This window comes from Cohnella nanjingensis, assembly GCF_014212125.1.
Classification (GTDB): domain Bacteria; phylum Bacillota; class Bacilli; order Paenibacillales; family Paenibacillaceae; genus Cohnella; species Cohnella nanjingensis.
The window spans coordinates 59,865-80,707 of sequence record NZ_JACJVP010000020.1 but is presented as its reverse complement, the minus strand read 5'-3'; the positions used below and the strand labels follow the sequence as shown (position 1 = coordinate 80,707).

21 protein-coding genes are annotated in these 20,843 nt (G+C 61.4%); 5 read left to right on the top strand and 16 right to left on the bottom strand.

Going from position 1 to position 20,843, the window contains the following annotated elements; all coding sequences use genetic code 11:
• Window positions 1-294: 294 nt before the first annotated feature.
• The 4 genes from H7C19_RS11820 to H7C19_RS11805 all read right to left on the bottom strand — a co-directional run bounded on the left by H7C19_RS11820 (window position 295) and on the right by H7C19_RS11805 (window position 4,876).
• Window positions 295-1,740, bottom strand: coding sequence for a transposase (locus tag H7C19_RS11820; protein WP_185142846.1), 1,446 nt, complete (start codon window positions 1,738-1,740; stop codon window positions 295-297).
• 374 nt (window positions 1,741-2,114) lie between these two features.
• On the bottom strand, window positions 2,115-2,774 hold the full coding sequence (locus H7C19_RS11815) for a pentapeptide repeat-containing protein (protein WP_185142845.1): 660 nt from the start codon (window positions 2,772-2,774) through the stop codon (window positions 2,115-2,117).
• A gap of 2 nt (window positions 2,775-2,776) precedes the next feature.
• A complete protein-coding gene (fabI, locus tag H7C19_RS11810) occupies window positions 2,777-3,541 on the bottom strand; it encodes an enoyl-ACP reductase FabI (RefSeq protein ID WP_185142894.1) in 765 nt (254 codons plus the stop codon).
• A gap of 105 nt (window positions 3,542-3,646) precedes the next feature.
• On the bottom strand, window positions 3,647-4,876 hold the full coding sequence (locus H7C19_RS11805; protein ID WP_185142844.1) for a niacin permease NiaP: 1,230 nt from the start codon (window positions 4,874-4,876) through the stop codon (window positions 3,647-3,649).
• Window positions 4,877-5,124: 248 nt separating this feature from the next.
• On the opposite strand from H7C19_RS11805, the gene H7C19_RS11800 reads away from it, so the two are divergent.
• Window positions 5,125-5,349, top strand: a complete 225-nt coding sequence (locus H7C19_RS11800; protein WP_185142843.1) for a hypothetical protein — start codon at window positions 5,125-5,127, stop codon at window positions 5,347-5,349.
• Between the two features lie 307 nt (window positions 5,350-5,656).
• The gene (locus H7C19_RS11795; RefSeq protein ID WP_246469446.1) at window positions 5,657-6,517 is read left to right on the top strand and encodes a metallophosphoesterase; all 861 of its coding nucleotides are present in this window, start codon (window positions 5,657-5,659) and stop codon (window positions 6,515-6,517) included.
• A gap of 35 nt (window positions 6,518-6,552) precedes the next feature.
• Here the strand turns inward: H7C19_RS11795 and ku are convergent, their stop codons facing one another.
• The gene (gene ku / locus H7C19_RS11790) at window positions 6,553-7,386 is read right to left on the bottom strand and encodes a non-homologous end joining protein Ku (RefSeq protein ID WP_185142841.1); all 834 of its coding nucleotides are present in this window, start codon (window positions 7,384-7,386) and stop codon (window positions 6,553-6,555) included.
• Window positions 7,387-7,644: 258 nt separating this feature from the next.
• Here ku and H7C19_RS11785 point away from each other — a divergent pair, with 258 nt between their 5' ends.
• Window positions 7,645-8,541 (top strand): RCC1 domain-containing protein, encoded by an 897-nt coding sequence (locus tag H7C19_RS11785; RefSeq protein WP_185142840.1) that lies wholly within the window; start codon window positions 7,645-7,647, stop codon window positions 8,539-8,541.
• 488 nt (window positions 8,542-9,029) lie between these two features.
• Here the strand turns inward: H7C19_RS11785 and H7C19_RS11780 are convergent, their stop codons facing one another.
• Window positions 9,030-9,413 (bottom strand): hypothetical protein, encoded by a 384-nt coding sequence (locus tag H7C19_RS11780; protein ID WP_221469201.1) that lies wholly within the window; start codon window positions 9,411-9,413, stop codon window positions 9,030-9,032.
• Window positions 9,414-9,468: 55 nt separating this feature from the next.
• Window positions 9,469-10,896, bottom strand: a complete 1,428-nt coding sequence (locus H7C19_RS11775; protein ID WP_185142838.1) for an aminotransferase-like domain-containing protein — start codon at window positions 10,894-10,896, stop codon at window positions 9,469-9,471.
• Between the two features lie 114 nt (window positions 10,897-11,010).
• On the opposite strand from H7C19_RS11775, the gene H7C19_RS11770 reads away from it, so the two are divergent.
• On the top strand, window positions 11,011-11,976 hold the full coding sequence (locus H7C19_RS11770) for a DMT family transporter (RefSeq protein ID WP_313731580.1): 966 nt from the start codon (window positions 11,011-11,013) through the stop codon (window positions 11,974-11,976).
• 31 nt (window positions 11,977-12,007) lie between these two features.
• Here the strand turns inward: H7C19_RS11770 and H7C19_RS11765 are convergent, their stop codons facing one another.
• From H7C19_RS11765 to H7C19_RS11740, 6 genes are all read right to left on the bottom strand, one after another.
• Window positions 12,008-12,697, bottom strand: a complete 690-nt coding sequence (locus H7C19_RS11765) for a response regulator transcription factor (protein ID WP_185142837.1) — start codon at window positions 12,695-12,697, stop codon at window positions 12,008-12,010.
• Window positions 12,694-14,163 carry a sensor histidine kinase gene (locus tag H7C19_RS11760; protein WP_185142836.1) on the bottom strand — a complete coding sequence of 490 codons (1,470 nt, stop codon included), beginning with the start codon at window positions 14,161-14,163 and terminating at the stop codon, window positions 12,694-12,696. Before H7C19_RS11760 ends, H7C19_RS11765 begins: the two co-directional genes overlap by 4 nt.
• Window positions 14,164-14,256: 93 nt before the next feature.
• Entirely contained in the window at window positions 14,257-15,465 is a 1,209-nt protein-coding gene (locus tag H7C19_RS11755) for an MFS transporter (protein WP_185142835.1), read from the bottom strand.
• Window positions 15,452-16,633 carry an MGDG synthase family glycosyltransferase gene (locus H7C19_RS11750; RefSeq protein ID WP_185142834.1) on the bottom strand — a complete coding sequence of 394 codons (1,182 nt, stop codon included), beginning with the start codon at window positions 16,631-16,633 and terminating at the stop codon, window positions 15,452-15,454. Before H7C19_RS11750 ends, H7C19_RS11755 begins: the two co-directional genes overlap by 14 nt.
• Window positions 16,634-16,835: 202 nt before the next feature.
• Window positions 16,836-17,033, bottom strand: a complete 198-nt coding sequence (locus H7C19_RS11745; RefSeq protein WP_185142833.1) for a hypothetical protein — start codon at window positions 17,031-17,033, stop codon at window positions 16,836-16,838.
• Between the two features lie 87 nt (window positions 17,034-17,120).
• Window positions 17,121-17,312: a hypothetical protein gene (locus H7C19_RS11740; RefSeq protein WP_185142832.1), complete on the bottom strand. Its 192-nt coding sequence runs from the start codon at window positions 17,310-17,312 to the stop codon at window positions 17,121-17,123.
• 144 nt (window positions 17,313-17,456) lie between these two features.
• Between H7C19_RS11740 and H7C19_RS11735 the strand changes: the two genes are divergently transcribed.
• Window positions 17,457-17,861, top strand: coding sequence for a hypothetical protein (locus H7C19_RS11735; RefSeq protein ID WP_185142831.1), 405 nt, complete (start codon window positions 17,457-17,459; stop codon window positions 17,859-17,861).
• Between the two features lie 123 nt (window positions 17,862-17,984).
• On the opposite strand, the gene H7C19_RS11730 is transcribed toward H7C19_RS11735, so the two are convergent.
• From H7C19_RS11730 to H7C19_RS11720, 3 genes are read right to left on the bottom strand one after another with little or no spacing between them, the layout of a single operon-like run.
• Window positions 17,985-18,710 (bottom strand): ABC transporter permease, encoded by a 726-nt coding sequence (locus tag H7C19_RS11730; protein ID WP_185142830.1) that lies wholly within the window; start codon window positions 18,708-18,710, stop codon window positions 17,985-17,987.
• Window positions 18,711-18,712: 2 nt separating this feature from the next.
• On the bottom strand, window positions 18,713-19,426 hold the full coding sequence (locus H7C19_RS11725; protein ID WP_185142829.1) for an ABC transporter permease: 714 nt from the start codon (window positions 19,424-19,426) through the stop codon (window positions 18,713-18,715).
• On the bottom strand, window positions 19,423-20,343 hold the full coding sequence (locus H7C19_RS11720) for an ABC transporter ATP-binding protein (protein WP_185142828.1): 921 nt from the start codon (window positions 20,341-20,343) through the stop codon (window positions 19,423-19,425). Before H7C19_RS11720 ends, H7C19_RS11725 begins: the two co-directional genes overlap by 4 nt.
• Window positions 20,344-20,843: the final 500 nt, after the last annotated feature.

The following is a 20,843-nucleotide window of genomic DNA, read 5'->3' as shown; positions in this document are numbered from 1 at the left end:
TTATTTGGAAGCGGACATTCTGACATTCTAAGCACCTATTGTTCCGTCATCATAGATTTGTCGGACCTCCAAACCTCCGGACCTCCAGACCGCTAGACCTCCAGACCTCCAACGCCGACCGAACAATTGTAAATGTACAACTTTTTNNTTTCTGCTGAATAAGTTGTACTTTTGCAAGTAAATGCCTTTTCTCCGCCGATAGGGGCCAAATAAGTTGTATGAAAAGTCAATTTCATAATTAAGACGATTCAGAAGTAGCACTTGGCCAAGGGCCAGCGAGCCCTTTTAAAAAAATTACGCAGCTTGCACGGTCTTGCGGCGATACTTGTTCAAACGATCTAATCCCAGCTTACACAGGTTGTACGTCAGACAACTTAAATCCAGATCCACTAACGCGCGTTTCTTCCGTTTACGGCTAGAACCCATCTCAAAATAGAGTTTCAAGTATGCAAAGACGCGCTCGATTGCGGTTCTCTGCTTAAACAGCTCGGCAAACTTCGCGCTGCCGCGACCGGGCGCGGTGTACTTGCGGGCATCGTCAGCTACTTTCGTCTTATGAACCTTTTGACAGCCGTGGTTTTGCAGCGGACAAGTGGCGCATTCCTTCGGCCGAGTCCATTTCAGCGTTCCCCGCTTGGCATCGTAGCTGTCATAGCGGTAAGGATGACCCTGCCTACATAGAGGGCGAAAATGTTCATCGACACCTTCCGGCACCTTATATCGGTGGACGAGCGGAATGAGACCAAATGCGCCGGCTGCCCGGATTTGCTTATAGACCGGCTCACCGTCATAGCCCTTGTCTGCCAAGATGTGCTTGACACGCAGGCGCGGGAACCGCGCTTTTAACCGCTTAAGCAAAACAATAGCGGGCCGCTGGTCGCTCACATGGGCTGAGCAGGTTACCCCGGTTACGATATACTGGCTCGCGGTGTCGACCAATAGATTGACCTTATACCCGTACCAGAATTTGACGCGATGGGTTCCCCGCGGATCGCCCTTCGCACCGGTGCTTGGAAACTGCGGCATGTCGGCAATGAGTGCTTCGTAGCTTTCAGGCAGCATGTCCGCTACCTCTCGCTCAAAGAGGTTCAGCGACGCTTCGTAAGCATCGACTTGCTCGCGCCATGCTGCCGCTTCGGCTTTGGGAACCCTGCCGCGCTTGGCACGTTTGGGCTTCGTGGGTTTTGCGACCTCGGGCGGCTGGCACGACGTTTCCGAAAGCAAAGCCGATTCCTCTTCGGTGGGAGAGGCTGCTCCCGGTTTCGTTTTGGATTTGTCCAACTTGGGATTACGATCGAAGGCTTCGATGTGCGAAGAATCCACAGCCAGCACTTCACCTGAAAGAAAGCCTTCGGCAATGGCCTGATCCACCACAATGTCTTGAACGTCTCGGAGGACGCCGCATTGATCGAGTTTAGTGACAAGACGGGAATAGGCGGCTTCACTGGGTACCCGGTCCGAATCTGTAAAACGGCACCATCTTCTAAATTCAGAACTGGAGCGCAAACGACTGACCAAGTCTTTAGTGAAGCGGATATGTTCCATTTTGCCGATCAGGAGCGAGTAGATCATAGCGCGTGTATTCAAGCTCTCTGGCCGGCCGAGATGACTACTTTTGCTAACGGCGTGCAGAATGCGTCCCAACGGCGCATGTTCCAGCACAACGCTGTATTTCGACTCCGCCGACATTTTCATCAACTCGTCGAAGGAAAACAGCTCTTCTTGTTGAATAGAATACATGGGAGTACTCCTTTCTCGTGTATTGGTTGGGTAACCTTAACTTCGAGAAAATGGGGAGGTACTCCTTTTTTGTGCGCTCAAAAACCCAAGCGGTATAAGGGTTTTTGAATTATGAAATTGACTTTGAATACAATTTATTGGGGAGCAGCCACCACGAGAAAGCACCACCAGCGAGCACCACCATCAAGCACCACCGGACAGGTCTCATCCCATGAAGTCCGGGCGGCCTTTGCCCAACAGAAGACGAATATTCCCTACGATTATTAGGTGTGTAAGCCCTGAAAGCGTTAATGGCCAAGACCCATTTTAATAAAAAAAACGAAGCGGATCGCGTCCGCTTCGCCTGTACCCGGGAAAATAGCTAAGAGCTTGCTTCATTCTTTGATGATGAGTCCGAACAGGTTCGCGAATACGGCGGCCTGTCCCGCCGAGATGATGCAGCCCTGCAGATTGTCCGCCTCGACGCCGAGCTGCATGAACTCGCAGTCGCTCAGGTCGACGCCCGCGAGCTTCGTGCCGGACAGCTGGGCGCGGTCCAGATCCGACTGGCCGAAAGCGACCTTCTCGAACTTTGCGCTGTAAAAGTCCGCTTGGCGCAGGGCGCATGCTTGAAACGACACCCGCTTCAGATCGGCGAACCGGAAGTTGGCGTAATCGCCCGAGCAGCCTTCGAATAGGACGTTGCGCAGCGTCGCCTCCGACAGGTCGAGTCCCATGATCTTGCAGTTTCGGAACACCGCCCGGTGCACGTTCGCGCGCGCGAAGTCCGCGTTGGACAGGTCGCACTTGTCGAAGAGGACGTCGGTCATCTCCAGCTCGGCGAACGCGTTCCGGCTGAAGGTTACGTTGCGGAAAACGATCTCGTCGAACGAGACGCGGCTCGCGGCTTGCTCTTCGATCGCGCCGCTGCTCATGATTCCCCGCCGGAAAGACTCCTCCGTCGGGATACCCGCGGGCAGCGGCAGCTCCGGCAGATCGCGGGGCAGCTTGGGCGCTTCGGGCGCGGTCTTCGCATCCGGGGCTCGGTTCGCCATCGCTACAGCCCCATAATGTGATAGCCGGCGTCCACGTGCAGTACTTCGCCGGTCACGCCGCGCGACAAGCCGCTCAAGAGGAACATCGTCGCGTCCCCGACTTCCGCTTGGTCGACGTTGCGGCGCAGCGGCGCCCGCTCCTCGATCGCGGACATGATGTCGTTGAAGCCGGAGACGCCCTTGGCGGCGAGCGTCCTGATCGGTCCGGCGGAGATCGCGTTCACCCGGATGCCGTACTTCCCAAGGTCCTCCGCCAAGTACCGGACGCTCGCTTCCAGCGCGGCCTTGGCGACGCCCATGACGTTATAGTTGCGGACGACGCGTTCCGCGCCGATATAGGTCTGGGTGACGATGCTTCCGCCTTCGGGCATGATCTTCCGGGCTTCGCGCGCCACGGCCACGAGCGAGAACGCGCTCGAGTCCTGCGCCAGCATATAGCCCTCTCTCGTCGTATCAACGAATTCGCCCTGCAGCTCGTCCTTGTCGGCGAACGCCACGGAGTGCACGACCCCTTGGACGGCGCCGGCTTCCGCGCCGATTCGCGCGAACGCTTCGGCGACGCTCTCGTCGCTCGACACGTCGCAGGAGACCGTCAGCAGCGGCGCGATGTCGTGCTCGGCGAGCAGCTTGGTCAGCTTGTCCAGCGAACGCTCCTTCCGGTACGTAAAGATCAGCTTCGCGCCTTCGCGGTGCAAGGCTTTGGCGATCCCCCAAGCGATGCTGCGCTCGTTGGCGACGCCCATGACGACGATCGTCTTGTTGCTCATTAAATTCGACACAATGATTCCCTCCAGCGAATGATGCCCTGAACCTCTATTATATCGGAACCGCGTCGCGAAGGGTAGCCGAGCCGGGATGCGCGCCTCGGCAGGTCATCCCGCTCGGGCGTCCGGGTCGACCCCCTTGGTCTCGGGGCCGAGGATCAGAAGCGCGAACGCACCCGCGACGATCGCCGTGAAGAACACGAAGAATACCGTCTTCACGTCCGTCCCCCGGGCGACCAGATCGCCGACGAGATAGGGACCGATCACCCCGCCGATGCGGCCGAAGGATGCCGCCAACCCGACGCCCGTCGAGCGGACGGCGGTCGGATAGAGCTCCGGCGTATAGGCATACATCGCGCCCCATGCTCCCAGATTGAAGAAGGACAGACAGGCGCCCGCCGCGACCAGCATGCCGGCCGAGCCCGCGTTCCCGAACCAGACGGCGCATGCGGCCGTCAGCAGCAAGTAGGTGACGAGCACGAACTTTCGCCCGAACCGCTCAATCAGGTAAGCCGCCGTGAAGTAGCCGGGCAGCTGGGCCAACGTGATGATGAGGACGTACTGAAAGCTCTTGACGAGCGCGAATCCCTTCAGCACCATCAAAGTCGGGAGCCACAGGAACATGCCGTAATAGGAAAAGACGACGGTGAACCAGAGAATCCAAAGCGCGATCGTAGACTTGCGGTAGGAAGCCGACCATACGGACGCGATTCGCGCCCGGATCGTCAGACGGCGGCCGCGGTCCGCCGTATCGCGGTAAACCGGCGAGTCCTGGATAGCCCTGCGAAGATAGAGGGCGTAGAAGCACGGCAAAGCGCCGATGACGAACGCGATCCGCCAGCCGTAGTCCGGGATGACGAAGTAGGAGATTAGGGCGGCTACGATCCATCCGCCCGCCCAGAAGCTCTCCAGCAGCACGACGGCGCGGCCGCGTTCCGGCGCCGGGACGGATTCCGAGACGAGCGTCGATGCGACGGGCAGCTCCCCGCCCAGCCCGAATCCCGCCACGAACCGGAGCGCGCACAGCGCCGCGAAGCTGGCGGCGAGCGCGGACAAGCCGCTGGCCGCTGAGAAGACGAGCAGCGTCCAGAGCAGGATCGCCCGCCGACCGTATCGGTCCGCCAAAGAGCCGGCCACCGCCGCCCCGACGGCCATGCCGACCGAATTCAGCGCGGTCAGCAGGCCGATCTGATGGGCGCCGAGCTCCCACTCAACGGCAAGGGCCGCCACGATGAACGACACCATCCCGACGTCCATCGCGTCGAACAGCCAGCTGAGGCCCGCGCTGATGAGCAGCTTCCGATGCTTGGTTTCCCGCATGAGCGCTAGCGAGTTCATGGCCTTATCGCTCCCTCTCCTCTTTTTGTCGTATCAGAAGTATAGGTTCCGCCGAATATTTGCCAATACGTCTCGGTTCAAAACGCTTCGCCGCTTCCGGGAAGACGGCGAAACCGTTATTACTTGGCTACTATGGTCTACCTTTACCCTTTTTATCCAATCCGGCCGCACCTCTCCCCTCCCCGGGACGGACGCCCCGTCCGCGGCGTTCAAGGCACTCGTCCACACCGCTCGTCCGCTTCCCGCACATGATAATAAACGTCACGCCGAAGGGAGTGATCGATCTGTACAAGAAGCTTCTGCATGCGACGGCCGGCGTTTTCGCCGGGATGGCCTTGGTGATGGCGCCGTTCGGCCGCGTGGTCTCCTCGGGACTCGCGGACATCGTCGACGCCGTCGGCTTGATCGCGATCGTCCTTTTCTCGGTAGTGATCCTCTACAAAGCGGTCGTGGTGCTGATGAACAAGGAGTAGCGCCGGACGGCCGATAGACGCGCCAAGAGGCTGCGCCCTCCCGGTTCTTGCCGGATGGGACGCAGCCTCTTGGCCGTCCTAGTCTCGCCTCCGCCTTTGCTGCTGCGCCGCTGCAGGGGTGGCGCGTTCGAGGGCGGGACGCGCTCCGATCCGGGAAGCGTTCGCAACCTAGGTGCCCCGGCATAAGCTAGCTGTAAGCGGCATGCGGGCGGTTGCTCGCGACGGCGCCCGAAGACGACGCGGCCGTTTTTACTTAACCCCCCATTTTTGGTATGCTTAATGGATGAGAGAGGAGCTGTGAATGGTGATGATCGCGGTTCTTCTCGCGGGATGCGCCGTCTTGTTGGGCGCCGTCTCGATCGTCGCGTACAGCGTAGCGGTGGAGCCGAGGAGACTGTCCGTCACCCGGCGCGAGATCGCATCCCCCTACGTGCCTCCGGGCTTCGAAGGCAAGCGGATCGTCCAATTCAGCGATACGCACGTCGGTCCCCATTATCCGATGGAACGGTTCGAAGCGCTCATCGGCACGTTGAATGCGCTGGAGCCGGATCTGCTCGTCTTCACCGGCGATCTGTTCGATTCCCGCCGGCGCAATGCCGAGGCGAACCCCGGCGCCTCCCATGTCCTGTCCCGTCTCCGTGCGCCGCTGGGCAAGTATGCCGTCTACGGCAACCACGACTTCGGGTACAGCCGGATGAAGCGGTCCGCCGGACCGATCTTGACGAGGGCCGGCTTTACCGTCCTCGTCAACCGGACCGAGCGCGTGCGGCTGCCGAACGGCGAATCCATCGTCCTGGCCGGCTTGGACGATTGCGTCCTCGGCCGACCGGACGCGAGGAATACGCTGTCCAGGCTGCAAGCCGGCGACTTCAACCTGCTGCTCGCGCACGAACCCGACCCCGCCGACGGCTATACGCGTTATCCGGTCGATCTCCAGCTCTCCGGCCACAGCCATGGCGGGCAAGTCCGCCTGCCTGGACTGGGCGCGCTCGTCCGCACCAAGTTGGGGCGCAAGTACGTCGCCGGCCTGTACCGGCTCACGGGCCGGTTCGATCCGGCGCGGCCTTATCTGCTCTACGTCAATCGGGGCGTCGGGACCACGCGCATGAAGCTGCGTTTCGGGAGCGTGCCCGAAGTCGCGGTGTTCACCCTGCGGCGCGCGCCTTAACCCCGCCCTCCCCCTTCGTTGCCGGCCGGCCGCCGCTACTTCGCCGCCTTTGCCCGCTTGGCCTTCTTGTCCGTCTTCGGTACGGGTTCCTGCCCGATATGGGCGAGACTCCGCTCGACGGCGGACAAGAAGTCGACCAGGTTCTCCCCGTCCTCTGCGACCGGCGCAGGATGCGGGCCGTTCGGAATCCGATGGGCGATCTTGGCATCGATCAGCCGCTTGACCGCCTCCTGGTAGACGTTCCTGTATTCGGTCGGATCGAAGGGGACGGACATGCCCGACACGAGCGAACCGAACGCTTCCAGCAGCTCCGGCTGCGCGAAGGGTCCGGCTGCGGGACTCCCTGCCGACAAGGCCGGACGCACTTCATCCGCGTAATGCAGCGTCGTGAGCATAAGCCCCTCCTTGGTCGCCCAGAGCGCCGCGAGCTGCTGGACCGACCGCAGCGTGATATAGCCGATGCCCGTCCGCTTCAGCTTGAACAGCCCGGCATGGAGTACGCGGAACGCCTGCTCCCCCACCTCGTCCATCCCGATAAAGTAATGCTTCTTCATATAATAGGGCTCGATGTCTGCCGAACGGACGAAATGCTCGATATAGAAAGTCTTGTCCGACGCGGGCGCGAGCAGCTTGAGCTCGCTCTCTTCGATCTCGATGAACTGACCACCCCCGAGGTCGTACGCCTTCCCGACCTCCGCCGGCTCTACCGCCGTCTCGCAGTGCGCGCAGTATTTTTGATAAGCGATCGCATGGCTGCAAGCCCGGTGCTGCTGCCGGAAAGAAACGGTCTTCTCCTCGGTAGCGGCATAAAGCTTGATCGGAACTTGAAGCTTCGCGATCTGTACGGTTCCTTTCCAGAACGCTTGCATAGGCACTCTCCTTCTAGCGGAATAGTACCTATCATTTCCATTCTGAGCCGTGAAAATACTAGCTTTAGAGGAAATCGGCTTGTTGCGCGAGGGGTGCGGGTCAGCAGAGGGAGAGCGTCACCGAACTGTAACGATAAAATGTATCGTTACAGCACCTGTCGGAGTGCTCTCCCCACCTGTAACGATAAAAAGGGCTCTTCGGAAAATATAGTTGAAAGACGCTCAATAACATTGTGTTGTTATATCAAGGAGGTATACATGGATTACATTTCACCGATTGAAGCGGCGTTAAAGGTGAAACGGTGGCCTAAAGATACCATAGCGGCGGGTCGTCGTCATACCGTTGGCCTTAAATCGGACGGAACGGTGACGGCTGTGGGTGATAATAAATATGGCCAATGTGATGTAAGCGGCTGGCGCGATATCGTGGCGGTTGCGGCGGGTAATGTTCATATGGCGACGAACACGGGTAATGCTCATACAATCGGTCTTACATCTGACGGAACGGTGGCGGCTGTGGGTTGGAATAAGCATGACCAATGCGATGTAAACGACTGGCGCGATATTGTAGCGGTTGCGGCGGGTTGGCGTCGTACCGTCGGGCTTAAATCGGATGGCACGGGGGTGGCTGCGGGTCGAAATCATGAAGGCCAATGCAATGTAAGCGGCTGGCGTGATATGGTGGCGGTTGCGGCGGGTGACTGGCATACCGTCGGGCTTAAATCGGACGGCACGGTGACGATTGTGGGTAATAATCGGTATGGCCAATGCAATGTAAGCGGCTGGCGCGACATAGTAGCGGCAGCGGCGGGTTACCTTCATACCGTCGGGCTTAAACCGGACGGCACGGTGGCGGCTGCGGGTTTGAATAAGCATGGCCAATGCGATGTAAGCGGCTGGCGCGGTATTGTGGCGATAGCGGCGGGTAGTAATCATACCATCGGCCTTAAATCGGACGGTACTGTGGCGGCTGTGGGTTGGAATGAACATGACCAATGCAATGTAAGCGGCTGGCGCGATATTGTGGCAGTTGCGGCAGGTTGCGCTCATACTCTCGGCCTTAAATCGGACGGCACGGTGGTTGCTGTGGGTAATAATGAATATGGCCAATGCGATGTAAGCGGCTGGCGCGGCATCCAACTGCCCGGCAATTAGTTCGGGCTTCTTGGTATCGACATTTCCACCTTGATTGAGAAATTGGAGAAGGGCGAATTATTAGCCCTGTTCCACTATAAAATCCGAATACCCATAAAAAGTATCGTTACAGCTCCTGTCGGTGCGCTCTCCCCTCCTGTAACGATAAAAAGTATCGTTACAGCTCCTATCGGTGCGCTCTACCCCCCTGTAACGATAAATAGTATCGTTACAGCTCCTGTCGGCGGGCTCTCCCCCCCTGTAACGATAAAAAGTATCGTTACAGCTCCTGTCGGAGTGCTCTCCCCACCTGTAACGATAAAATGTATCGTTACAGCTCCTGTCGGAGCACAGCTCCAATAGAATCATGTCCTTGCCCTTCTCACGCTTTAGCTGCGCCGCCCTATGTCAAGCATAAGAAGAACAGAATCTTGGCCGGAACACCTCAATAACGAAAAAGCGTTCCTCCGAAGAGGAACGCTCAAGACCGAGTAGTCCGGACGCGCGGATTATCTTAACGAGCAGGTGCCCAGCCGGTTGCGGACCGATGCCGGGACGTTGGACGCTTCCTCGGCGCTGCCGGAAGCACTCCGAATATCGCGCAGCTTGCCGGACAGTTCGTTAAACCAATGCTCGTCATGCGTCATCAGCGCCAGGTCGATCATGCTCAGGATCGGTTCGGCGCGATCAAACGCGAATTCGGGCATCTTCTTCGTGCCGCGCTCGCGGACGTCGATCGCCCTGCCGACCGCCTCTTCGTGATCCGAAGCGACCACGTGAATGCCCAAAGTCCCCTGCAGGACATTAACGCGCTCCACGAATCCCTGTACCAGCTCGCCTTCTCCCGTATGGCCCATGACCCAATCGCCGATCTCGAAGTTCATGACATTCACCGCCGTTTCGCGTAGTGGGGATATACTGTAATTATATTTATTACAGTATCGAATGTCAAATCGTTCTTGCGATGGCAGCGAGCCTGCGAACGCCTTCCCGCACGAGCGATTCGTTCGCGAAGGCGTAGCTCAGCCGGATATGCGATGCCGATCCGCCGAAGGGATCGCAGATGGCGCCGGGCACGAACGACAACGACTGCCGCAGGCTCTCCCGCAACAGCGCTTCCACCTCTAGGTCTTCGTTCGTCCGGAGCCACAGATTCAATCCGCCTCGCGGCGTCGTCCACTGCCATCCGGTCGCGCAAAGCTCTTCCTCCATGATGTCCCGCCGGATCTGAAGGGCAGTACGGAGCTTCTCCACGTGCTGCCGCATCCGTTCGGAGAGCAGATAGTGAAGGAAGATCTTCTGGTTCACGAGCGGCGTCCCGTTGTCCGCCAGCGACTTGGCCGTCACGAGCGGGGCGATCGCGGTCCGGTGCCCGGCGACCGCGCAGATCCGCAAGCCTGGCGCGACGTATTTGCTGTAGCTGCGAAGATAGACGACCCAGCCCTCCGTGTCGTAAGCGAACAGAGGCGGCGGCGGCGGTTCCTCGAAGTACATCTCGCGGAAGGCGTCGTCCTCGACCAGCAGGCAGCGGTAGCGCTCGGCGAGCTCCACCAGCCGTTTGCGCTGGGCGGTCGGAACCGTGTACCCCGTCGGATTGTGGAAGGTCGGATTCATATAGAACAGCCGGGGCCGATGAACCCGCATCAACGCCTCGACTTGCGCCAGATCGTATCCGTCCGGCCGGATGTCGACGGGCAGCATGCGGACGCCTTGATGCCGGAAGATCGCGATGGCCGCGCTATATGTAGGCCTTTCGATCAAGATGGCGTCACGGGACCGGAGGAACGTGCGGGAGATGAGGTCGATCGCTTGCTGGGCGCCCGTCGTGATGAGCAGGTCGTCCCGCCGCAAGTCGTCCCGCATGTCGGCGGACATCCGTCCGGCCAGCGCTTCGCGCAGTTCTTCGTCTCCCTGCGCCGTCGCATACGTGCCGATCAGCTTCGGATACAGGTCGAAGACGCGCTTCACGTATTCGGACATGTACAAATTCGGAAGCAGGTTCGGATCGATCAGCGCCTGCGAGAACTGATAAGCGACCGGTATGCCTTGAATGTCGAACATCTCGTTGCGCAGCCTGCCGGATACGCGCAAGCCTTCGGGAGCGTCCGGCGGTGCGGCCGCGCTCTCCGGAGCAGGCTCGTCCCCGCTGACGTAATAGCCGGATTTTTCCTTCGCGTAGATCCATCCGTCCGTTTGGAGGAGGCGGCATGCTTTGTACGCCGTGAGCCGGTTCACTTCATATTGCGCGGCTAGCTGCCGGACCGACGGCAGCTTGTCGTGCGCCCGCCATTCGCCGCCGGCGATGCGCTGCGCGAGCGCGTCCCTGATCCGGACGTACCGCCGCCGCTCCTCCAGCCCATCTTCCAAGCTTTCCATTCCGATCCCCCCTTGACCTATCGTACCCCATCGCGCGCGAATCTGTTCTAGGGAGATCCATCTGTTCTATGTTTCTTTCCGGTATGATGAGCAGCAGAAAGGGGAGTCTCCCATATGCTGGTTCTGTTTAATTACGCTTTCATGTGCCTGATCTTCGGCACGACTTTCCTTGCGATCAAGGTCGGGGTGAGCGCCGAGGCGCCCCCGTTTTTCCTCGCCGGCATTCGTTTTCTGGCCGCCGGGGCCATCCTGTTCCTGTGGATGGCGCTTAGGGGCAAAGCCCGGTTCGGTCTGCTGCTGCGCAAGGCGTTGGCCCTGTCGGGCTTCTGCCTGACCTTCGTCACGTTCGCCGCGCTCTATTGGGCCGAACAGTACGTCTCCTCCGGCATCGCCGCGGTCTTGTCCGCCACGGGGCCGATGATGATCCTCGTCCTGCAGGCGGTCGTCTGGCGGCAGCGGACCTCGCTGCTGTCCGCAGCCGGGTGCGCCGTCGGCTTCGCGGGCGTCGTCTTGATCATGCTCCCTCATCTCGCCGAAGGCGCCCATCCCCGCTGGTGGATCGGCAGCGGCGTCGTCCTGCTCGGCGAGGCGGGCTACGCGCTGGGCGCGATCTACGCCAAGTCGGTCACGCAGCGCCATGCGTCCGAATCGCCGATCGCCATCAATGCCGTGCAGATGGCGTACGGAGGGCTCATGCTGCTGGCGCTGTCCGCCTTCACCGAACGCGTGCCGGTCGGCGCGCTCGCCGATTCGGCCGCCGCCGGCTCCCTGCTCTACCTGACGGTCGTCGGGTCGATGTTCGGCCACAGTCTGTTCTATTGGCTCGTCGCGAGGACCAACCCCGTCTTCCCGGCCACCTGGCTCTATGTCTCGCCGCCGATCGCGCTTGCCGTCGGCGCGCTGTTCCTGAACGAGCGGGTGGCTTGGATCTCGGGCCTCGGCGTGGCGACGGTGATGGCCGGGACCGCGCTAGCCAACGGGCCGACGTTGAAGCGTCTCCTCCGGCGGCCGTCTCCGGACGGGACGCGCCTGCCGTCCCCCGAAGCGGCCCGCAACCGCAGGCGGTCGCACGGAGCTTAAGTGCCTCGCGCGCCGCCGCGGCGATGCCGGGTCATGCCCGCAAGCGGTAGCCGGCGCCCCACACCGTCTCGATCATCGCCGGATTGGCGGGATCGGACTCGATCTTCTCGCGCAGCTTGCGCACGTGAACGGTCACCGTCTGCGTGTCGCCCATGGCGTCGATGCCCCAGATCCGCTCGAAGAGCTGGTCTTTGCTGAATACCCGGTCGGGGTGCATCGCCAGAAAATGCAGCAGGTCGAACTCCTTCGTCGTCAGGGCGACTTCCGCGTCCCGGACGAACACTCTGCGCGTATCCGGGTCGAGGCGCAGCTCGCGGATCTCGACTTCGCTCGTCGCGCCGCTCCGGCCCTTGAGCCGCTCGTAGCGGGCCAGATGCGCCTTGACCCGCGCGACGAGCTCGGCGGGCTTGAAGGGCTTCAGGATATAGTCGTCCGCGCCCAGCCCGAGGCCGCGGATCACGTCGATGTCTTCCCGCTTGGCGGTGACCATCAAGATCGGCAGATCGAGCTGCTCGCGGATCTGTCTGCAAACCTCGAACCCGTTAAGCTTCGGCAGCATGAGATCGAGGACGATCATGTCGAAGCGCCCCGTCAAGCCCATCTCCAGGCCGAGCTCCCCGTTCACGGCGATCTCGGTCCGGAAGCCGCTGGCTTCCAAGTAGTCCCGCTGCAGCTTGGCGATGCTCCGTTCGTCTTCGACGATCAGGATAGATTTGGTCAATTTGGCGTCGTCCCTTCTTGATGAATGGGGAGGATAAGGGTAATGCGCGTACCCTCGCCTACCGTGCTGTCGGCGCGGATATCGCCGCCGTGGCCCTCCATGATCTGCTTCGCGATCGCGAGCCCCAGTCCGCTCCCGCCGGTGTCGGCGTTGCGCGACTGCTCCGCCCGGTAGAACCGGTCGAAGATGTGCGGCAAGGCTTCCTCATCGATGCCGGGCCCGTTGTCCGCAATCGTCAGGAGGAGCTCGCCTTCCCCGGCGGAGGCTACCAGACGGATGCGCTTGTCGGGTTTGTCCATGTACTTCAAGCTGTTCTGAATGACGTTCGTCAGCACCCGGCGGAAGGAGTCCCGGTCCACCGAAGCCACGACGTCGTCCCCCAGGGAGAGCTGCTGTTCCAGCCGCACCTGCTGCTTCTCCAGCTCGAACGCCAGCTCCTCCGCCCAATCCGCCAGGAAGGCCTGGACCGGGACAGGCTCGAAATGGAACGGGAGCCGATTCAGATCCAGCTTGGAGTAGAGGAACAATTCATCGATCATGTGGTCCATCTGGGCCGCCTTGGCCGCGATCGTCCGGATATAGGCCTCGCTCTTCTCCGGCGAATCGGCGACGCCTTCGAGAATGCCGTCCACGTAACCGCGAATGGCGGTGATCGGCGTCTTCAGATCGTGGGAGATGTTCGCCACGAGCTCTTTGCGGTTCACTTCGTACTGGGTCTGAACCTCGAGCGAGTGCTGGAGCTTCATCCGCATCTCCTCGAACGCCATGCCGAGCTGGCCGATCTCGTCTTTGCCCTGAACCTGCACGCTTCGCGCAAGGTTTCCTTCCTTGATCTCGACTGCCGCCCGGCGCAGCTCGCGCAGCGGGCGGATGATGTGCTTGGACATGAAGTAGGTCAGCAGCGCATGCGTCAGGATGAGGATCACCAGGGAGCTGGCGAACAAGATCGGGAACGACTGGCGGGCCAAATGAACGAGCGGGTCCATGCGGGTCAGCACGAACAGGCTGACCGGCTTGCGGTCCGCGGACAAGAGATCGTATTGGTAAATGGAATACAGCTCGTTCCCGAACGGCTTCGCGTAAGCCGAGTTCTGGTAGTCGTTGTGCCGGTATGCCGGAAGGGCGGCGACGACGTCCCCCCGGGACCGGATGCCTTCCGAGGCATACGCGGTCTCGCCTCCCAGCCGAACGACGAGAAACGTGTCCTGGTCCTTCATCTCGGCGGAGAGCTCGTCGAGGTAGCGGCGATCCTGCAGCAGGTCGGGATTCCGTAGGATGGTCTGGTGGACGAGGCGCTGGAAGTCCCCTTTCTCGAAGCCTTCCACCTCGGTCTCGTAGAGATGGGCGACATTGCGCAGATCGCCCCGGAACACGACGACGAGCAGCAGCGCGGTCGTCAGCAACAGGACGAGCGGAATGATCAGCATCGCGGCGTACGACAAGAGCAGTTTGGTTCGAATAGACATGACTAGGATACTCCGTTTCATTGGGATCGGCGACCCGCGGCGCCTCTCCCTACTTTCTCCGCGGCGCCCCCCGATCCCTGCCGATCGCATCGTTCAGGCCGGGCTCTTGCCGAGATCGGCAGATGTCGGATGCGGATACAGACTGGATGGGGCGCGCAGGTACCACACGGAGAGCGCCCCGAAGATCGCGGCGCTGACCCAGAACGGCGCCGCGGCGCCGCCGGCAGACGCGAGGGCGCTGCCGAGCAGCGGTCCGACCACGACGCCGATCCCCTCTACGGAGGAAAAGACGCCCCATCCCATGCCTGCGGCGTCAGCGGGCACGTGATGCGCCATCAGCGCATTCCAGGCGGGCAGCAGCGTCGCGTAAGCGCAGCCCATCAGCAGTGCGGCGGACACCGCGCCGGCGAACGAATGGACGCCTGTCAAGCCGCAGAGCGACAGCGCGAACGCGGCCAGTCCCGCGACCAGGAACGATTTGCCTCCGCGTGAATCGTACCATTTGCCCATCGGGACGAGCAAGAGGACGACGCTTCCGCCGCCCGTTATCATCGCCGCGGAGAACTGGGCGTGCGACAACCCCAATTGGTCGGTCGCGAAAGTCGACAGAAAGGGAACGAGCATGCCGGCAGCCAGCGTCTGCAGCAGCATGCCCGGCAGGAGCAGCTTGCTCCGCTTCAGCCCGTCACGCAGCCTGCCGATCTGCTCCCGCAGCGGAACGTGCGCTTGCGCGCGCGACACGACGCGAGCCGGCGCCCCGGCGGCGAGCAGCCAGCCGATCGCGAAGACCGCGGCGATGGCGGCGACGGCCGCCCGGTCTCCCGCCCCCCATACGAGATTCAGCAGCACGGGTCCGAGGCCGAGGCCCGCCATCCAGTATATATACAGTTTGCCCATGCTTGCCGCCCGATTCTCTTCGGACACTTGACTCAGACAGACGATCCAGGCCGGGGACAAGCCGGCGCCCAGCAAACCGGACGCCGCGACCAGCTCCCAACCGTGCCGGGACGTCGCCATGAGGACGAAGCCGGCCAAGGCCAACGCGAATCCCCCGTTCAAGACGAGCCGCGGCCGGTACTTGTCGAGCAGGTAGCCGGCGAAGGACTTGATCGCGCTGTCCGTCAAATAATGGACAGACACGGCCAACCCGACGACCGCGGGCGAGAGTCCGATCTGCGATACCGCGAAGACCGGCAAGTAAGCCACGAGAAAGGCGCCGCGCACCCACTCGATGCACAGGAGCATGGCCGCGAGGCGGGTAAACGCGCCCGCCGCCTTGTCGGCAGAATTAACGGAAGCCATGGACGGTCACTCCCTTCCGGTCGGCGGACAGCGACACGCGCTGCTGCATCAGCGCGTATCGCGCAGCCGTGTCCAGCACGTCGGAGACGATGCGGTCGGCCGCTGCGCCCGCATAGGCGGCGCGCGCAGCCTCCTGCATCCGCTCGCGGTTCGACGGATGCGCCAGCAGTCTCAGCTTGCCGGCGAGCTCCCCTAGATCGTTCGCCGTATAGAGCGCGCCCATCGCGGATAGCGCCTCGGCGTTGCCCTGCTCCTGACCGGGAAGCGGCCGGTAGACGATGACCGGCAATGCCTGGGACAGCGCTTCGGTCAAGGTCAGTCCGCCTGCCTTGGTCAGCAAGCAGGACGATACGGCCATGAGCTCCTCCATCCGGTCGGTATACCCCAGGATGAGGACGCGCAATTGGTCCGAATACTGCGCCTCCAGCTCCGCGCGGAGCCGCTCGTTCCTACCGCAGACGACGATCGCGTCGAGATCAGTATCGTCCAAGACGGTCCGGATCATCGCCCGGACGTCCTTCAGCACGCCGTAGGCGCCGGCCGCGAGGAGCGCATAGCTTCTGTCGCTCCGAAGGCCGTACGACCGGAGCAGCGACGGCCGGTCCAGGGAGCGTCGGAACGCATCGCGAATCGGAATGCCGCTGACCGCGATCCGGTGATCCGGGATGCCCTTCTCCCGCAGCGATTGCCGCAGCGCTTCGTTCGCGACGAAGTAGCGGTCGGTGTCTGGGTGAACCCACCTGGCGTGCAGCACGTAATCGGTCAGCACCGTAAACGTCGGGATGGACAAGCCTAAGTCTTTGTTCAACTGCGCCATCGCGAGATAGGGAAAGGTGTGAACGACGGCGTCCGGCCGAAACGACCGAACGATCTCGGCGAGCTTGCGCTTCCCAAGTCCTTGGAGCATCCGGTTGAACGGTCCGTCGGACCGCATCCGGTCGGACCGCGCATAGAAGTAGCCATAGAGCTTCGGCGCGAGGGCCGCGCTCTTTAAGTAACAGAACCGGGAGACCGCGTTGAGGCCGGGATGGGCTTCGGCCAGCAGGTCCAACATATGAATCCGTTCGACGCCTTGGGCCAGCAGCGATTGGCGTATCGCTCTGGCGGCTTGCACATGACCGTCGCCGAACGAGGAATAGACGATTAAGACGCCTGGTTTGCCAGTCATGAACGTTCCTTCTTCCGAATTGAGGCGTGGCGGACGCGACGGGCGTCCTCCCTCCAATGTAGCTCGCAATCCTCAACACGTTGTGAAGCAAATATTAAATAAAGATGAAGTTGCCTCGTCGGGAAGCCGTCGGACACGACAAAGCCCCCAAATCCGAAGACTTGGGGGCAGCTGCGGTCCGCCGGGGCGGGCGGGATTGAACTTAGATGTACTCGATCGTGCCGCCGGCTAGGTAGTTCTTCACCAGGACGAATCCGCCCCAGGCATCCTGGAACCATTCGACGGTCTCGTCGTTCTGATTCTTGGATACGAACACGCGGGAATGATGGTTGAGCGGCAGGTTCGGGAATTCGCGTTTGACGACTTGGACTTGCTTTTCGATCGGCGTCTTTTCACTCATGATCGTTGGCTCCTCGTGATTAAGGTACGTCTCCTAAGGTAGTAATTTTAACATCTGAGGCCTCGAATGGCAATCCTGCCGCAGCCGCTATTCCGCGCCCGGGGTCGCGAGCAAACGCTTCGGCGCTTCGTCGATACACGCCGTGTCGGCGGCGTGAATGCCCCGGCCGGCGAAGTGGGCCCAGACCGATTCGATCGGGCGGAATGCCGCGTTCGGCATCCGGCTCGTCTCGTTCGCGCTGTCGTCGGGCGTAAAAAATCGCCCTCCCGCCAGTTGCAAGTCGACGTAGTCGTAGATCGTCGCCCGCGGGTTGCGTGTCCGGGCGCGTGCCCCGGCGCGAATGCCGCTGCGTCTGTGTGAACGTACAATCGCCCCGCTTTCCGGTGAATAGATTGTATAATACCGGAAGGCGAGGTGATCGGAATGAAGGCAAATCCCAAGTCGTCGCGGCTGAGCAAGCAAGCCGGCATGCTGGCCGGCCAGCCCGTATGCGTCGTCTTGAACGACGGACGCTACTACGTGGGATGGGTTGCAGGCGTGGAGAGCGGAGAACTGGTGCTCTCCGGCAAGCAGGGGGACGGTCGGATGCGCATGTCCGAACCGCTCCGTTCGCGTCAAGCCAAGATCGCCGGGCTGCTGCCCGCCGCTGCGGAAGGCGCCGGGGCTGCCGCGGGAGGCGCGGCAGCCGGCGGACTCGGCGGGTTCGGCGGATTCGGACTTAGCGGGCTGACGGATCTGTTCGGCTTCATGCAGAAGGCGATGCCCGTGATCAAGATGGGGATGAGCATGGTGAAGACGATTATGCCCCTGCTCGGCGGTCTGAAGTAACCCGCCCTCCCGGCAGCCTGCCGGAACGCCAAGAACGGAGCACGCGCCGTCGCGAAGCTCCGTTCTTTGTCATGCCGACGATCGCCGCCCGGACAGGCCGGGGCCGGCCGGTCCGCCGGCCCGTCAGACCGATCGCTTCGCGAAGTACGTCCAGCCGGCCGCGAAGAAGACGCAGAAACTGCCGAGCACCACGATCGTCAGCGTCTCCAAGGATAAATTGAACGCGCCGAAGCCGTAGTCCTCCCGCGGCAGCATCGCCAGCATGGGCTGTGCCCATGGGTAGTACGGTCCGACCCGCGCCGAGTTGACCACGAGCATGTTCGGCAGCGTGCAGATCACGTTCACCGCAAGCGGCGCCGCAAAGCTCTGGAACGCGACCGACGCGAATAGCTGCAACGCCGCGAGCGGCAGGCAAGCGATCCATCCGCCCCCGAGCGAGGCGAAGATCGTCCGCCAGGGGACGGGGCTCGAGATGCCGTTCGCCCAGCCGACGGCCAACAGCGCGGCCAGGAGGAGGAGCTGCGTCGCGGCCAGCAGGAGCATGAGGACCGCAAACTTCACGAAGTAGACCTGCGTGCGGGAGACGGGCAGCGCCAGCATCATCTTCCATCCGCCGCCGGCATGCTCGTACCGGCAGAGCAGCGCCGCGTAGATGCCGGTCAACAGCGGCAGGAACAGCATCGCGTGCAGCGCGGAGAGCAGCGACAGCGCTTCGATCCAAGGGAACGATCCTTCCTGCTTGAAGCCGAACAGGCCGAACGCCAGCGCGATGAGCGGGCTGACGGCGATCAGCAGCCACATGACGGAACGCCTGATCTTCAGCCATTCCGAGCGGAACATTCGCAGCATGGCTACTTCACATCCTTTCGGGCGAATTCGAGCATGCCGATCAGGAACACGGCAGCGCCCAGGAGTAGGCCCAGGCCTACGGAATACAGCGGCTCATGCCAAGCGTTGACCAGCAGCGGCCACTTCCAGGGCATCCAATCCGGGAAGCGGGAACCGAACATAGCGGCAATCATGCCAATGATGCCGACCGTGAGCGGCAGCGCCTGATTGGCGAACGTGACGGACAGCCACGACTGCAGCGCGACGAACGGCATGCACGCCAGAAACGGATAGTAAGCGGCCCTCAGCAGCTCCCCCGCCGGGATCGGCGCGGCGAAGCCGAGCGCCCAGCCGAGCGCAAGCGTGAACGGAACGAGCAAGGTGCAGGAGACGAACAGCAGCAGAACGTTGAGCAGAAACTTCGCTCCGAACGCCTGCCGCTTCGAGATCGGCAGCGCGAGCGTCATCTTCCAAGCGTTCGTCTGATGCTCGATCCCCGCGGACATGGAAGCCACGATCGCCAGGCCGATGAACATCGCAGGCAGCGCGAGGAGCGACACGTTGGTGATGAGACCGCCCCATAGATCCCGCGCGTACTGCTTGGTAAGGTAGTCGTAGCGGAGCCCGAAATTGACGGCCTGAAGGCCGACGACGCCGACCGGGCCGAGCGCGACGAGCAGCCAGAGCAGCTTCTTGCGGATCTTCAGAAATTCGGCGGACAGGAGGCGGAGCATCATAGGCTCCCCTCCGTGCCGGTCATCTCCAGGAAGATGCGCTCGAGCGAGGCCGTCTCCTCTTCGACCCGGTAGACCTGGTGGTCTTGCCGGACCAGCTGCGCGACGATGGCGGCCACCGTCCGGTCGTCCGTCCGGTCGACGGAGAGCTGGCGCCGGTCCCAATCGGCCTGGTAGCCGTGCGACAGCAGCAGCCGCCAGGCCGCTTCGGGATCGCTCACGCCGAAGCGGATTCGGCTCTTGGCCCGTTCGCGCAGCATCTGGATGCCGTCCTGATAGATCAGGCTCCCCTTGGCGATGATCCCCACCCGCGTCGCCATCTGCTCCACCTCGGACAGCAGATGGCTGGAGATGAGGATCGTGACCCCGTGCGAGCCCGGCAAGCTCTTGATGAGCTCCCGGATCTCCTGGATGCCCGCGGGATCGAGCCCATTGGTCGGCTCGTCCAGCACGAGCAGCTCCGGAGAGCCCAGCAGCGCCGTCGCGATGCCTAGCCGCTGCTTCATGCCGAGCGAGTACCCTTTCACCGCCCGGTCCGCTTCCTTCGTCAGACGGACGATGGACAGCACTTCGCCGATACGCGACTTCGGCACGCCCAGCAGCCGTCGCACCGCCTCCAGATTCTCGGTCGCGCTAAGGTGCCCGTAATACGAAGGGTACTCCACCAGCGAGCCGACTTTGCGCAGAATTTGAATCCGCTCCTTGCGGATGTCGTGGCCGAAGATATGGACGCTCCCCTTCGTCGGTTTGGCGAGGCCGAGCAGCATCCGGATCGTCGTCGTCTTGCCCGCCCCGTTCGGCCCGAGGAAGCCGTAGATCTCCCCCCTTCCGATCGCGAGATTGACTTCGTTCACGACGGGTTTCCCGCCGAGTCGCTTCGTAAGCTCCCGCGTTTCCAGTATCCATGTTGGATTGGCCATATTCGATCACCTCTGACTACATCCTAGCGGACGAAGGTTAAGGCGGCGGGTGGCCGGCGTTTAAGATTCGGTTAAAAAAACACGCATGACCTTACCAGGTCACAGGCAATAATGAAAATTGCGACAGGCTAATAGGTTCGCACAGCGGCGAATCCGGCCTTTACGAGCTGCAACGATAAAATCCACCTGGCCTATCTGATTCTTATTTGGTGGTTAGCNNTAAGCACCTATTGTTCCGTCATCCTAGATTTGTCGAACCTCCAGACCTTCAGACCTCCAGACCTCCAGACCTCCAGACTTCTGGAACTCCGGACCTCAAGACCTCAAGACCTCCGGACCTCCGGACCCCCAGACCTCCAACGCCGATCGAACAGTTGTAAATGTACAACTTTTTCCACAGTATGACCTTCATTTCGATCAATAAGTTGTAAACATACAACTAATTCGTCCATTTTTTGATTGTTTTTCGATTTTCTTCTGAATAAGTTGTACGTTTGCAA

Coding starts and splice junctions, on each gene's coding strand:
- H7C19_RS11800 (WP_185142843.1), top strand. CDS start 5,125: ATGATAATAAACGTCACGCCGAAGGGAGTGATCGATCTGTACAAGAAG.
- H7C19_RS11750 (WP_185142834.1), bottom strand. CDS start 16,633: ATGACTGGCAAACCAGGCGTCTTAATCGTCTATTCCTCGTTCGGCGAC.
- H7C19_RS11735 (WP_185142831.1), top strand. CDS start 17,457: ATGAAGGCAAATCCCAAGTCGTCGCGGCTGAGCAAGCAAGCCGGCATG.
- H7C19_RS11795 (WP_246469446.1), top strand. CDS start 5,657: ATGATCGCGGTTCTTCTCGCGGGATGCGCCGTCTTGTTGGGCGCCGTC.
- H7C19_RS11745 (WP_185142833.1), bottom strand. CDS start 17,033: ATGAGTGAAAAGACGCCGATCGAAAAGCAAGTCCAAGTCGTCAAACGC.
- H7C19_RS11785 (WP_185142840.1), top strand. CDS start 7,645: ATGGATTACATTTCACCGATTGAAGCGGCGTTAAAGGTGAAACGGTGG.
- H7C19_RS11770 (WP_313731580.1), top strand. CDS start 11,011: ATGCTGGTTCTGTTTAATTACGCTTTCATGTGCCTGATCTTCGGCACG.
- H7C19_RS11815 (WP_185142845.1), bottom strand. CDS start 2,774: ATGGCGAACCGAGCCCCGGATGCGAAGACCGCGCCCGAAGCGCCCAAG.
- H7C19_RS11760 (WP_185142836.1), bottom strand. CDS start 14,163: ATGTCTATTCGAACCAAACTGCTCTTGTCGTACGCCGCGATGCTGATC.
- fabI (WP_185142894.1), bottom strand. CDS start 3,541: ATGAGCAACAAGACGATCGTCGTCATGGGCGTCGCCAACGAGCGCAGC.
- H7C19_RS11730 (WP_185142830.1), bottom strand. CDS start 18,710: ATGCTGCGAATGTTCCGCTCGGAATGGCTGAAGATCAGGCGTTCCGTC.
- H7C19_RS11805 (WP_185142844.1), bottom strand. CDS start 4,876: ATGAACTCGCTAGCGCTCATGCGGGAAACCAAGCATCGGAAGCTGCTC.
- H7C19_RS11775 (WP_185142838.1), bottom strand. CDS start 10,896: ATGGAAAGCTTGGAAGATGGGCTGGAGGAGCGGCGGCGGTACGTCCGG.
- H7C19_RS11720 (WP_185142828.1), bottom strand. CDS start 20,343: ATGGCCAATCCAACATGGATACTGGAAACGCGGGAGCTTACGAAGCGA.
- H7C19_RS11820 (WP_185142846.1), bottom strand. CDS start 1,740: ATGTATTCTATTCAACAAGAAGAGCTGTTTTCCTTCGACGAGTTGATG.
- H7C19_RS11725 (WP_185142829.1), bottom strand. CDS start 19,426: ATGATGCTCCGCCTCCTGTCCGCCGAATTTCTGAAGATCCGCAAGAAG.
- H7C19_RS11755 (WP_185142835.1), bottom strand. CDS start 15,465: ATGGCTTCCGTTAATTCTGCCGACAAGGCGGCGGGCGCGTTTACCCGC.
- ku (WP_185142841.1), bottom strand. CDS start 7,386: ATGCAAGCGTTCTGGAAAGGAACCGTACAGATCGCGAAGCTTCAAGTT.